10 protein-coding genes and 2 riboswitches are annotated in these 12,329 nt (G+C 69.9%); of the genes, 5 read left to right on the forward strand and 5 right to left on the reverse strand.

The features are described 5' to 3' along the window. Position 1: 1 nt before the first annotated feature. Genes ACIA3K_RS07180 through ACIA3K_RS07190 form a run of 3 tightly spaced genes read right to left on the reverse strand, consistent with a single transcriptional unit; the run spans position 2 to position 3,082 of the window. A complete protein-coding gene (locus tag ACIA3K_RS07180) occupies positions 2-829 on the reverse strand; it encodes a carbohydrate ABC transporter permease (protein WP_396799643.1) in 828 nt (275 codons plus the stop codon). After that, positions 829-1,809, reverse strand: a complete 981-nt coding sequence (locus ACIA3K_RS07185) for a carbohydrate ABC transporter permease (RefSeq protein WP_396799644.1) — start codon at positions 1,807-1,809, stop codon at positions 829-831. The genes ACIA3K_RS07180 and ACIA3K_RS07185 overlap by 1 nt, the downstream gene beginning before the upstream one ends. A gap of 4 nt (positions 1,810-1,813) precedes the next feature. Then, positions 1,814-3,082: an ABC transporter substrate-binding protein gene (locus tag ACIA3K_RS07190; RefSeq protein WP_396799645.1), complete on the reverse strand. Its 1,269-nt coding sequence runs from the start codon at positions 3,080-3,082 to the stop codon at positions 1,814-1,816. Between the two features lie 150 nt (positions 3,083-3,232). On the opposite strand from ACIA3K_RS07190, the gene ACIA3K_RS07195 reads away from it, so the two are divergent. Together ACIA3K_RS07195 and ACIA3K_RS07200 are read left to right on the forward strand one after the other, a co-directional pair. After that, positions 3,233-4,003 carry a FadR/GntR family transcriptional regulator gene (locus ACIA3K_RS07195; protein WP_396799646.1) on the forward strand — a complete coding sequence of 257 codons (771 nt, stop codon included), beginning with the start codon at positions 3,233-3,235 and terminating at the stop codon, positions 4,001-4,003. A 404-nt stretch (positions 4,004-4,407) separates the two neighbouring features. Then, positions 4,408-6,234, forward strand: coding sequence for a family 43 glycosylhydrolase (locus ACIA3K_RS07200; RefSeq protein ID WP_396799647.1), 1,827 nt, complete (start codon positions 4,408-4,410; stop codon positions 6,232-6,234). Positions 6,235-6,401: 167 nt separating this feature from the next. On the opposite strand, the gene ACIA3K_RS07205 is transcribed toward ACIA3K_RS07200, so the two are convergent. Together ACIA3K_RS07205 and ACIA3K_RS07210 are read right to left on the reverse strand one after the other, a co-directional pair. Further along, on the reverse strand, positions 6,402-7,397 hold the full coding sequence (locus ACIA3K_RS07205) for a ribonucleotide-diphosphate reductase subunit beta (protein ID WP_396799781.1): 996 nt from the start codon (positions 7,395-7,397) through the stop codon (positions 6,402-6,404). Positions 7,398-7,447: 50 nt separating this feature from the next. Next, positions 7,448-9,784: a ribonucleoside-diphosphate reductase subunit alpha gene (locus tag ACIA3K_RS07210; protein WP_396799782.1), complete on the reverse strand. Its 2,337-nt coding sequence runs from the start codon at positions 9,782-9,784 to the stop codon at positions 7,448-7,450. A gap of 193 nt (positions 9,785-9,977) precedes the next feature. Then, positions 9,978-10,192, reverse strand: a riboswitch (cobalamin riboswitch). Between the two features lie 186 nt (positions 10,193-10,378). Beyond that, a riboswitch (cobalamin riboswitch) is annotated at positions 10,379-10,452 on the forward strand. Between the two features lie 58 nt (positions 10,453-10,510). Here ACIA3K_RS07210 and ACIA3K_RS07215 point away from each other — a divergent pair. Genes ACIA3K_RS07215 through ACIA3K_RS07225 form a run of 3 tightly spaced genes read left to right on the forward strand, consistent with a single transcriptional unit; the run spans position 10,511 to position 12,098 of the window. After that, positions 10,511-10,714, forward strand: a complete 204-nt coding sequence (locus ACIA3K_RS07215; protein ID WP_355050072.1) for a CbtB domain-containing protein — start codon at positions 10,511-10,513, stop codon at positions 10,712-10,714. Beyond that, positions 10,705-11,505, forward strand: a complete 801-nt coding sequence (locus ACIA3K_RS07220) for a CbtA family protein (RefSeq protein WP_396799648.1) — start codon at positions 10,705-10,707, stop codon at positions 11,503-11,505. Before ACIA3K_RS07215 ends, ACIA3K_RS07220 begins: the two co-directional genes overlap by 10 nt. Continuing rightward, positions 11,502-12,098 carry a histidine phosphatase family protein gene (locus ACIA3K_RS07225; protein WP_396799649.1) on the forward strand — a complete coding sequence of 199 codons (597 nt, stop codon included), beginning with the start codon at positions 11,502-11,504 and terminating at the stop codon, positions 12,096-12,098. The genes ACIA3K_RS07220 and ACIA3K_RS07225 overlap by 4 nt, the downstream gene beginning before the upstream one ends. Positions 12,099-12,329 lie beyond the last annotated feature (231 nt).

A 12,329-nucleotide genomic window follows, 5' to 3' on the forward strand; every position in this document is an offset into this window, starting at 1 on the left:
GTCAGCCTTTCGTGGAACCAGCGGCGACGCCGTCGGCGATCTGGCGCTGAAGGAACAGGTAGATCGCCAGGACCGGGATCGCCGCGATGAGCACCCCGGAGGCGAAGGTGGGAATGTCCTCGGAGTACTGCCCCCGCAGCGAGGTCACCCCGACCATGAGGGTCCGGTGGTCGGCCGACGGCATCAGCAGCAGCGAGATGAGCACGTCGTTCCAGCAGAACAGCGTGTTGAGAATGCCCACGGACAGCAGCGCCGGAGCACCCAGCGGCAGCATGATCCGTCGGTACACGCCGTACACGCTGTTGCCGTCGATCCGGGCCGCGTCGACGATCTCCGCCGGGATGGTCCGGTAGTAGCTCGTCATCAGGAAGACCGTGAACGGCAGGAACTGCGCGACGTACGCCAGGATCAGCCCCGGGTACGTGTCGACCAGACCGCTGTCGGCCATGACCCGGGCCAGCGGCACCATGATCACCTGGAAGGGGATGAAGAGCGCCGCGAGGCAGCCGATGAACAGCGCCGTCGAGCCCCGGAAGCGCAGTTGGCTCAGCGCGAAGCCGGCCATCGACCCGAACAGCAGCAGCAGGAACACCGAGCAGCCCACGACGAGGATCGAGTTGGCGGTGTACCGGCCCATGCCGACGCTGGTCCACGCCGTGGTGATGTTCTCGAAGCGCAGCGAGTCGGTCAGCGCGAAGCGGTCGAGGATGTACTCCCGACGGGTCTTCATGGCGACGTTCGCGGTGAACAGCAGCGGGTAGATCGTCGCGAGCGCCAGGAGCCCCATCGGGATCACGAGCAACCATCTACCGAGTCGGACGCGGGACATCAGTCCTCCCTTCCCGCGCGTCGGAGCAGCTTGAGCTGCACGAGCCCGACGACGAGCATGATGACGAACAGGACGGTGGACGCGGCCGACGCGAGCGCCGGTCGGTTCATCTGCCCCTGCTGGATCCAGATGTAGTACTCGGGCAGGTAGGTCGAGCCCTCCGGACCGCCGCTGGTCATGACGTAGAGCAGGCCGAACATGGAGGTGAGCATCCCGATCATCGTGGTCACGAAGACGAACTGGATGGTGCGGGACAGGCTGGGGATGATCACGTGCCAGATCACCTGGGCCAGGGATGCGCCGTCCACCCGCGCGGCGTCCAGCAGGGCGGCGTCCAGGGTCGCGAAGCCCGCGAGGAACACGACAAGGGCCATGCCGAAGGTCGCCCACACGTGGACGCCGACGACCGCGAACATGGCGACGTCGGGATCACCGAGCCAGTCCACCGGCCCGATGCCGACCGTGGACAGGACAACGTTGACAGGACCGTCAAACGAGAGCAGCAGGTTGAAGATCGCGCCAACGATGACCGGCGACAGCACGGCCGGGAAGAAGTAGACGCTGCGGTAGAACCGGTGCCCCGGCACGCGCAGGTAGATGAACGTGGCGAGCAGACCCGGGATGGCCACCGCCACCGGCAGGAGCAGCACCAGCAGCCCCACGTTGCGCAGCGCCTGCTGGAACAGCGGATCGTGCAGCAGGTCGACGTAGTTGTCGAAGCCGACCATCGCGCCGTCACGGTCACCGTCGCCGGTGAACGAGAAGTTGACGCCGAGCGCGAGCGGGTACAGCCGCAGCAGCACGAGGATCAGGACGGCCGGGGCGACCAGCACGAAGGGCGCCAGTTGTTCGGCGCGACGGCCGCCAGCGGCACGCCGGGAGACGGCGCGGTCGCGCGGCGGCGGCGCGGCGGGCGGGACCCCGCCGGCCCGCCCGGCCGAAGCCGAGCGGACCGACGGGGGCGAGTTGCCGATCGTCACCGGCTCAGCCCGCCGTGTCCGAGGCGGCCATCTGCTTCACGACGTCGTCCACGGTGGTCGAGCCGCTGAGCAACTGCTGCGAGAGGCGGCCCATCAGGTCGAGCGACTTCGAGGAGAGCGCCACGTGCACCGCCGGCTTGCCGGTCTTGAGCGCGCCCACGATCGTGGTGACGGCCGGGCCACCCGCGGACACGTCGACGGTGGTGTCCGCGGTGATCGCGCCCGCGTTGGCGTAGAACGCCTTCAGCGCGTCGGTGGAGGTCAGCGAGCGCACCAGGTCGGCGGCCACCTTCGGGTCCTTGGTCCACTTGGCGACCGCGTAACCGATGCCACCGTCGTACGGCAGGCTGGGGGTCACGCCGCTGGTCACCGTCGGAGCCATCATCACGCCCAGCTTCTCCGGCGTGATGAACTCGTTGAAGTCCTTCCAGTGCCCGATGTCGGACATGAGGCCGATCATGTGGGCGGCCTTGCCGGACTGGAAGACGGCGAACGCGTCGTTGAACAGGGCGGTGGAGTTCGCACCGTCGTTGTTCAGCTTGGCGGTGCCGGTCTCCTTCCACAGCTCGAAGAGCCGCTTGACGTTCGGCGAGTTCCAGTCGCGCTTGCCGGCGATCCAGTTGTCGTACTCCTGCGGGGTCAGCACGCCCGATGCCATGGCCGACAGGAAGAACTGGATGCCGTAGCCCTCCTTGTTGCCGACCGAGAAGCACTTCGCGCCGGTCTGCTTGGTGATGACACCGCAGTTGGCGACGAACTCCTGCCACGTCGTGGCGGGCTTCGCCGGGTCGAGACCGGCCTTCTCGTAGAGCGTCTTGTTGTAGTAGATCGGGTGGCCCTGGAGCGTCACCGGGGCGGCGTAGGTCTTGCCGTCCTTGGCGAACGCCTCCCAGCCGGCCAGCCGCTGGCGGTCCTCCCCCACGTACTCGTCGAGCGGCTGGAGCGAGTCGACCCGGTCACGGATCTGGCCGCCACCGTTGAACAGGATGACGTCCGGTCCCTTGCCCGACTGGATGGCCGCGCCCAGCAGCGTGTAGTACTGGTCGAACGGTTGGGCGACGAACTCGACCTTCACGTCCTTGTGCTTCTTGGCGAAGTCGGCCTTGGCCTTCTCCACGTACTGGGCGGAGCTGGCCTCGCCGGACTTCCAGTCCCAGACGACCAGCTTCTTGTCCGAGCCTCCGGACGATGAACCCGAACCTGTCGCGCTTCCACAGCCTGTCAGGGCCAGCCCTGCAACGAGGACCGCTGACCACACTGCTCGTTGCTTCATCGTTGCTCACCTTCATATGGGGAGTGGCCTGGAAACGGCCGTCGATGCAAGATTGACGAGAACGTAACTCGTATGACGTCTGACGTCAACGGTTGCCCGTACACTGGGGCGGACTCGTGGGCCCGCTCCCGCGGCTACGCGGAGGTGAACGTGACGACATCGAACCGGTCGGCCGTCAACGGCACGGCGACGCCGACCTGGACGCGTCGCCCGACGAATCTGGCCCAGGCGATCACGGCCGAGTTGGTGACCCGCATCGTCCAGGGAGCACACCCCTCGGGCACGCCACTGCCCCCCGAGCCGGTGCTCTGCGAGGCCTTCTCGGTGAGCCGCACCGTCATCCGCGAGGCCGTGAAGATCCTGCAGGAGAAGGGGCTCGTGCAGGTCCGCCAGGGCAGCGGAACGCTCGTGACCCCGCCCTCGTCGTGGGACATGCTCGACGAACTCGTCCTCGCGGCGACCATCGCCGAGGACGACACCCTGGCGATCCTGGACGACCTGGTGGTCACCCGCCGGGTCCTGGAGTCCGACATGGCCAACGTGGCCGCCCGCCTCGCCGACGAGGCGACGATCGACCGGCTACGCGCCCTGGTGGACCGCATGGACGAGCTGGTCGACGACCACGTCACCTACCAGGAGCACGACCGCGCCTTCCACGACACGGTCATGCAGGCGTCCGGGAACCGCATCGCCCGGGGCGTCGTCCGTTCGCTGGAGAGTCAGGTCGTCAACACCGCCCGGTACATGGGCAAGCCCGAGCGGGCCATGTGCGTGGCGTCGAACCAGGGGCACCGGCGCATCTACGAGCGCATCGCCGCCCACGACCCGGACGGTGCCGCCCAGGCGATGTTCACGCACATCACGGAGGCGTGGCTCGTGCGCCGCAGCGGACCGGGAAGCCCGACCCGGCTGCAGCGCTGACCGCTCCGTCGACCCCTGGTACGACCCCACGCCGACCCGTCCGTGACGTCGGCGAGAAATCCAGATCCATCCATCGCTTGAGAATGTTAGCGATAACAGACTACCCTCGGGCCGCAGAGGCGAAGGGCACGCTTCACCGCTCCACTCGATCCGCCGAGGTCGATGGAGCAGTGCATGACCAACGCCCGCTGGTGGGTGACCGGGCCTCCCCTCAGGGACGTTGACCACCGCCGTCGGCGACGGCGGGCCGCCGCACGCGGGAGCCAGGGTGGACACCCGAGCCGCTCCTGCCGTGCTCGCGGCACCGCCGCAGCCCCACCCGAACGACCCGCGACGACACCGCGACACGCCGCCAGCGCATGCGGCGGGCCGCCCGCCCGTCGTGACCCACCCTGGAGGTACCGATGCGCCCCACACCGCCACCGCGGACCAAGACCCGGCTCCGGCGCGGCCTCGCCTGGCTCGCGAGCCTGCTGCTCGTCACGACGCTGATGCCGGCCACGGCCGCCCGCGCGGACAACCCCATCGTCCAACACATCTACACGGCCGACCCGGCGCCCCTGGTCCACAACGGACGGGTCTACCTCTACACCGGCCACGACGAGGACGGCTCGACGTACTTCACCATGAAGGACTGGCGGGTGTGGTCGTCGGCCGACATGGTCAACTGGACCGACCACGGCTCACCGTTGAGCGTCGCCACCTTCAGTTGGGCGAGCGCCAACGCCTGGGCCGGTCAGGTCGTCGCCCGCAACGGCAAGTTCTACTGGTACGTGCCGGTCACCGCCCGGGCCACCAACTCGATGGCCATCGGCGTCGCGGTCGCCGACAGCCCCACCGGCCCGTTCCGGGACGCCATCGGCCGTCCCCTGGTGGGCAACGGCGAGATCGACCCCACGGTCTTCGTCGACGACGACGGTCAGGCGTACCTGTACTGGGGCAACCCGAACCTGTGGTACGTCCGGCTGAACGCCGACATGATCTCCTACAGCGGCAGCGCCACCAAGATCCCGCTCACCACCGCCGGGTTCGGAGCCCGCAGCGGCAACGCGAGCCGGCCCACCCTCTACGAGGAGGGCCCCTGGGTCTACAAGCGCAACGGCATCTACTACAACGTGTTCGCGGCGGAGTGCTGCTCCGAGTTCATCGGATACTCGACCGCCACCGGCCCGACCGGCCCGTGGACCTATCGCGGCACGGTCATGCCCCGCCAGGGCGCGAGCTTCACCAACCACCCGGGAGTCATCGACTTCAGCGGCGGCTCGTACTTCTTCTACCACAACGGGGCGCTGCCGGGCGGTGGCGGTTACACCCGTTCGGTGGCCGTGGAGAAGTTCACGTACAACACCAACGGCACCATCCCGACGATCAACATGACCACGACGGGCGCGCCGCAGATCGGCACGCTGAACCCGTACGTGCGGCAGGAGGCCGAGACCATCGCCTGGGGCTCCGGCATCGAGACCGAGCCGGCCAGCGAGGGCGGGATGAACGTCGGGTGGATCGAGAACGGGGACTACATCAAGGTCAAGGGCGTCGGCTTCGGTACGGGCGCGACGTCCTTCTCCGCGCGGGTCGCCTCGGCCACGTCCGGCGGCACGATCGAACTGCGCCTCGGTAGCCCCACCGGTACCCGGGTGGGCAGCTGCGCGGTACCCGGCACCGGTGCGTGGCAGACGTGGCAGACCGTCTCCTGCCCGATCTCCGGCGCCACCGGCACCCAGGACCTGTACCTGCGGTTCACCGGCGGCAGCGGCACCCTGTTCAACCTCAACTGGTGGCAGTTCCAGGCCAACGGCACCACGCCCACCCCGACGCCGACGCCGACGCCGAGCCCGACCGCGGACCCGACGCCGACGCCCATTCCGACGCCCACGACCACCCCCACTCCCACTCCCACGCCGACGCCGACGAGCCCGGCCGGGACGTCCTGCGCGGTCACCAACACCGTGGTGAACACCTGGCAGGGCGGTTTCGAGGGACGGTTGACGGTCACCAACTCCGGATCGTCGGCGCTCAACGGCTGGCGGGTCACCTGGACGCTCGCCAGCGGGCAGACGGTGTCCCAGGTCTGGAACGGCACCCTCACCCAGTCAGGTAGCCAGGTGACCGTCGCGAACGCCGCCTACAACGGCCAGCTCGCCCCGGGAACCTCGACCACCGCGGGCTACCTCAGCTCCACCACCTCAAGCAGTCCCCCGACCACCACCCCCACCTGCGCCCCCGCCTAACCAACTCCCCCGGGTTCCCCACCCCCAAAAACACCCCCACCCCATCCCCACACCCCGTCCGCCGCCGACGTCGATCATGAAGTCAATGCCCCCGACACGCCGATAGGGAGCAACGAGTTCATGATCGACGGGGCGGGGCCGGGGGTGGGGTGGGGGTTCTAAAGGTTCTAGAAGTCGTCGTCGAAGGCGACCGTGCCGGTCACCCCGACCTGGTACGCCGACACCCGCCGCTCGAAGAAGTTGGACAGCTCCTGCACGTCCTGCAGCTCCATGAAGGCGAACGGATTGGCCGACCCGTAGTGCGGCGCGATCCCGAGCTGGGCGAGCCGGCGGTCGGCGACGTGCTGCAGGTACTGGCGCATGTCCGCCAGGGTGAGGCCGGGCACCCCCTGGCCCACCAGGTCCTCGGCGAACTGGACCTCGCACTCGACCGCCTCGGTGAGCATCCGGCGGACCTGGTCGGCCAGGTCGTCGTCGAACAGGTCGGGCTCCTCGGCACGTACGGTGTCGACGACGTCGAACGCGAACGCCATGTGCATGGACTCGTCGCGGAACACCCAGTTGGTCCCCGACGCCAGCCCGTGCAGCAGGCCACGCGAGCGCAGGAAGTAGACGTACGCGAACGCGCCGTAGAAGAACAACCCCTCGATGCAGGCGGCGAAGCAGATCAGGTTGAGCAGGAACGACCGCCGGTCCTCGCGCGTGCGCAGCTCCCGCAGGTCGCCCAGCGAGTCGATCCAGCGGAAGCAGAACTCGGCCTTGCGACGGATCGACGGAATGTTCTCGATGGCGGCGAAGGCTTCGAACCGCTCGGCCTCGTCGGGCACGTACGTGTCGAGCAGGTTCAGGTAGAACTGGACGTGCACGGCCTCCTCGAACAGCTGCCGCGACAGGTAGAGCCGACCTTCCGGGCTGTTGACGTGCTGGTACAGGTTGAGCACGAGGTTGTTGGCGACGATCGTGTCGCCGGTGGCGAAGAACGCGACGAGGCGGCTGACCAGGTGCCGCTCGGCCGCCGACAGCCGGTCCAGGTCGGCGAGGTCGGCGTGCAGGTCGACCTCCTCGACCGTCCACGTGTTGCGGATGGCGTCCCGGAACCGGTCGAAGAAGTGCGGGTAGCGCATCGGACGGAGAGTCAGGTCCATCCCGGGGTCGAGCAGCATGTGCGTGGTCCTCGCGTCGGTGGTGCTGTCCGTGGTGGTGTCGGCGACGGTCACTGGCACGCCTCGCACGACTCGGGGTTCTCCAGCGAGCAGGCCAACGCCTCGGCATCGACCGCGACGGCGGCGAGGGGGGCGAGGGGCGGCACCGCGCTGACGGTGGCCTGCTGGATCCGGGTGGCCGGCCGGGACCGCAGGTAGTAGGTCGTCTTCAGACCGGTCTTCCAGGCGTACAGGTACATCGAGGAGAGCTTGCCGATGGTGGGCGAGGCCAGGAACAGGTTCAGCGACTGGGACTGGTCGATGAACGGAGCGCGGGCGGCGGCCAGGTCGATCAGCGCCCGCTGCGGCAGCTCCCACGCGGTGCGGAACAGCTCCCGCACGTCGGCCGGCAGCTCCACGACGGACTGCACCGAGCCCTCGGCCCGCTTGATCGCCGACCGGATCTGCTCGGTCCACAGGCCGCGGGCCTTCAACTCGCGTACGAGAGCGGTGTTGACCTGGAGGAACTCCCCCGACAGCGTCTCGCGCTTGAACAGATTGGACACCTGCGGCTCGACGCACTCGTAGCAGCCGGCGATCGACGCGATCGTCGCGGTGGGCGCGACCGCCACCAGCAGCGAGTTGCGCAGCCCGTACTCCCGCACCTGCTGACGCAGCGCGGTCCAGCGCGCGGTCTGCGTACCCTCGACGCCCCAGAGGTCGGGTTGGAGCTGGCCCCGGGCGGCCCGGGTCTGCGCGAACGCCGGGTGGGCGCCGAAGTCGCGGGCCAGGTCGGCGGAGGTCTCCAGCGCGGTGAGGTACAGCTCCTCGCTGATCCGGGTGGACAGCTCCCGCGCGGCCGGCGCGTCGAACGGCAGCCGCAGCGCGAAGAACACGTCCTGCAACCCCATCAGCCCGAGCCCGACCGGCCGCCAACGGGGATTGCTCGCCGCCGCCTGCGGGGTCGGGTAGTAGTTGATGTCGATGACCCGGTCGAGGAACGTCACCGCCGTCCGAACCGTGGCGCGCAGCCGTTCCCAGTCGATGCCGTCGTCGGTCAGGTGGGCGGCGACGTTCACCGAGCCGAGGTTGCACACGGCGGTCTCGTCGTCGCTGGACACCTCGATGATCTCGGTGCAGAGGTTGGAGAGGTGCACCACGTTGCCCGACTCGGCCGTCTGGTTGCACAGCCGGTTGGCCGCGTCCTTGAAGGTCATCCAGCCGTTGCCGGTCTGGGCCAGGGTCCGCATCATCTTCCCGTACAGCTCACGGGCCGGCAGCTGCCGCACGTAGCGGCCCTGCGCCTCGGCGGCCCGGTACGCGGCGTCGAACCGCTCGCCCCACAGGTCGGGCAGTTCGGGCACCTCGTCGGGGTCGAACAGCGACCACATCTCGTCGGCCTCGACCCGGCGCATGAACTCGTCCGGAACCCAGTTGGCCAGGTTGAGATTGTGCGTACGCCGGGCGTCCTCGCCCGTGTTGTCCCGGAGCTGGAGGAACTCCTCGATGTCCGGGTGCCACGGCTCCAGGTAGACGCAGGCCGCGCCCTTTCGCCGCCCGCCCTGGTTGACCGCCGCGACGCTCGCGTCCAGTGTGCGCAGCCACGGCACGATGCCGTTGGACTGCCCGTTCGTGCCCCGGATCAACGCGCCGCGGGACCGGATCCGGGAAAACGCGATGCCGATGCCACCGGCGAACTTGGACAGGTTGGCGACCTGGGCGTAGCGCGCGTAGATCGAGTCCAGTTCGTCGCGCGGCGAGTCCACGAGATAGCACGAGGACATCTGAGTGTGTCGGGTGCCGGAGTTGAACAGGGTCGGCGAGCTGGGCAGATAGGCGAGACTGGACATCAGCCGGTAGAAGTCGACCGCCTCGTCCGGCGTACGGGACAGGCCGCAGGCCACCCGCAGCAGCCAGTACTGCGGGGTCTCCAGCACGAGCCGGGTGGTGGGGTGACGCAGCAGGTACCGGTCGTAGACGGTGCGCAGGCCGAAGTACTCGAAGCGCCGGTCGCCGTCGGGGTCGACGGCGTCGTCGAACGTCTCCGCGTGCGCGGCGACGAACGCGGCGGTCTCGTCACCGATCAGACCCTCGGCGTGGCCGGCCCGGATCGCCGCGCTGAACGAGGTGATGCCCTGGCGCCGCACCTCCTTGTCGACGTAGCCGGCCAACAGCCGCGCGGCCAGGCGCGAGTACTGCGGCTCCGTACCGATCATCTCGGCCGCCGTCTGGATGGACAGCCGGTCCAGCTCGGCGGTCGTCGCGCCGTCGTAGAGGCCGCTGATCGTACGGGTGGCCACCCGCATCGGGTCGACCTCGGTCAGGTCGTCGGCCCACCGCTCGACCGCCCGGACGATCTTGTTCACGTCCACGGCCTCGGTGCCGCCGTCACGCTTGCGCACCTGCATCGGGGTCCGCCGCGCGGCCTCGCCGCCGACCGGGACCACCTCGGTGACTGTCACCACTCACTCCTCGGGAGTTCGAGACCTCGAAGGCCCTCGGACGCGAGGAGACGGACGCCGTCGACGCCACGCCAGCGCGGGCGTGGGGCAGGTGGCGTCAGCCGTTCCACGCGGCCTCGGACCGCCGCGCACCCGAGGTTCGGGTACGCGGCGCGCTGGCAGGTCTTCGGACTCGCGGGCGCCACCGGGCCTGCCCGGTCACCTACTGGCCGTCGCTTCCCAGGCCGATGGCCCAGTGCTGATGACGGCGGTCGTTCCCACTCACCGCTGCGGGACAGTCCCGGACTTCCACCGGGTTCCCTCTTGCCTCGACCACTCACCAGGAGTGGACGAACCAGCTGCGGTCGACACCATATATAGGGGCGAGCACGTTTGTCACACCCCACATGTCGGGTTCGGCGTGTCGCGGTCGCCGATGACGACCCTCGTCGATCGGCTCGGAGCCGGCCGGTGGGGCGGTGACGCCCCGACCGTCGCCATCGGCTTGACCGAGGCGAACCGGCACCGATACGGTCGACCCACTATCTGCGGCGACGCGAGGGAAGCCGGTGAGAATCCGGCGCGGTCGCGCCACTGTGAGCGCCCCCCAGCCCGGGGGGCGCGAGCCAGGACGCTCGGTCGTCCGCAGCCTTGCGATGGGGACGCGTCATCCCCGAGGAGGTTCGTGCTCGCATGTCCAGCTCCACGTCCAGCCAGCCGCTGGCTCACCCCGCTGTCCCGACCCGTCTCCTGTGGACGGTCCTGGCCACCGTCGCCGTGCTCGCCCTGCTGACCTACCTCGTCGCCTTCGACCAGGGGGCGGTCTCGCGTAGCGGGATGTACCTGCACGAGCTGATGCACGACGGCCGGCACCTGCTCGGTGTCCCGTGCCACTGACCGGCACCGGCACCGCACCCACGTTCGTCACGGTCCTGCTGCGCGGGCTCCTCGCCGGCCTGGTGGCCGGCCTGCTCGCCGGGACGTTCGCCTACGTCGTCGGCGAACCACACGTCGAAGCGGCCATCGCCATCGAGGAGGCGGCCACCCAGGCCGAGCCCGTCGCCGACGGGCACCAGCACGCCGAGGCCACCACCGACGGGCACCAGCACGGCGAGGAGGCCCTGGTCGGCCGCAACGGCCAACGCGGCGGCCTGTTCCTGGCCACCGGCCTCTTCGGCACCGCCATGGGCGGCCTGCTGGCCAGCGCGTACGTCCTGCTGGCCCGTCGTCGGCGGACCGCCGACGACGGACGGTCCGGGCTGTTGCTGGCCGGCGGTGCGCTGCTCGGCGCGGTGATCGTGCCGTTCCTCAAGTACCCGCCGAATCCGCCGGCCGTCGGCGACCCGTCCACCATCAACCAGCGCACGGTCACCTACCTGCTGATGGTGGTACTCGGGCTGGTCGCGGTCTGGTCCGGTTCGCTCGGCTACCGATCGGTGGGTGAGCACGCGCCGGTGTGGCTGCGGGCCAGCGCGGCGGTCGGCGGTTTCCTGCTGGTCACCGTCGTGTCCTATGTGGTGCTGCCGTCGTTCCAGGAGGTCCCCGGCGACTTCCCCGCGACGCTGCTGTGGAGCTTCCGGCTCGCCTCGCTCGGCACCCAGATGGTGCTGTGGACCGGGATCGGCCTGCTCTTCGCCGCCCTGATGCACCGCCAGCGCGCGGTCGCCGACGCACGACTGGCCGGGTGAGCGCCACCAGCCTGCGGCTGGTCGCCCACGGTCACACCGCCGCCCTGCGGCAGGCCCGGTTCGGCGGGAACGACAGCCTGGACGAGGGCGGCCGGCGTGCCGCCCTCGCCCTGTCCCCCAGTGGTACCGGCCGGCGTGAAGGCGACGCGGCGGCGTGCCTGTCCAGCCCCGCGGCGGCGGCCGTCGAGACCGCCGAGGTTCTCGGGCTCGCGCCCACCGTCGTGGCGGCCCTGACCGACTGTGACTACGGCGACTGGTCGGGCCGGCCCCTCGCGGAGATCGCGGCGGAGCGGCCGGACGCGCTGCGCGAGTGGCTGTCCACGCCGGACGCCGCACCGCACGGCGGTGAGTCGATCGTCGCGGTGCGCCAGCGCGTCGGTCGGTGGCTGGACGCGCAGCGCGGGAGCGGCCGACGGGTCATCGCCGTCACCCACCCGCTCGTGATCCGGGTCGCGCTGGTGCATGCCCTGGATCTGCCGCTGGCGACGTACCGGCAGTTCGACGTCGCGCCGCTGGCGATCGTCCGGCTCACCGGCCACGGCCCCCGCTGGCAGATCCACCTGGGCGCGGCGCCGGCACCGGCGGACGGGTGACGAGGGTCTACCACGGCTCCTGTCGAGCTGCCCCAGATCCGGGGCAGCGAGGTCGGCGGGCCCAGCGCGGTCTGCGGGCCCAGCGCGGTCTGCGGGCCCAGCGCGGTCGGCCGGCAGAACGGATGTCGGCCCGGAACGGATGTCGGCCCGGAACGGATGTCGGCCCGGAACGGATGTCGGCCCGGAACGGATGTCGGCCCGGAACGGATGTCGGCCCGGAACGGATGTCGG

This window comes from Micromonospora sp. NPDC051543, assembly GCF_044454415.1.
In the GTDB taxonomy this organism is placed as follows: Bacteria; Actinomycetota; Actinomycetes; order Mycobacteriales; family Micromonosporaceae; genus Micromonospora.

What these genes read in the sequence shown, in the direction of transcription:
- ACIA3K_RS07180 (WP_396799643.1), bottom strand. Translation starts at nt 829, where the DNA reads ATGTCCCGCGTCCGACTCGGTAGATGGTTGCTCGTGATCCCGATGGGG.
- ACIA3K_RS07210 (WP_396799782.1), bottom strand. Translation starts at nt 9,784, where the DNA reads ATGCAGGTGCGCAAGCGTGACGGCGGCACCGAGGCCGTGGACGTGAAC.
- ACIA3K_RS07190 (WP_396799645.1), bottom strand. Translation starts at nt 3,082, where the DNA reads ATGAAGCAACGAGCAGTGTGGTCAGCGGTCCTCGTTGCAGGGCTGGCC.
- ACIA3K_RS07205 (WP_396799781.1), bottom strand. Translation starts at nt 7,397, where the DNA reads ATGCTGCTCGACCCCGGGATGGACCTGACTCTCCGTCCGATGCGCTAC.
- ACIA3K_RS07200 (WP_396799647.1), top strand. Translation starts at nt 4,408, where the DNA reads ATGCGCCCCACACCGCCACCGCGGACCAAGACCCGGCTCCGGCGCGGC.
- ACIA3K_RS07215 (WP_355050072.1), top strand. Translation starts at nt 10,511, where the DNA reads ATGTCCAGCTCCACGTCCAGCCAGCCGCTGGCTCACCCCGCTGTCCCG.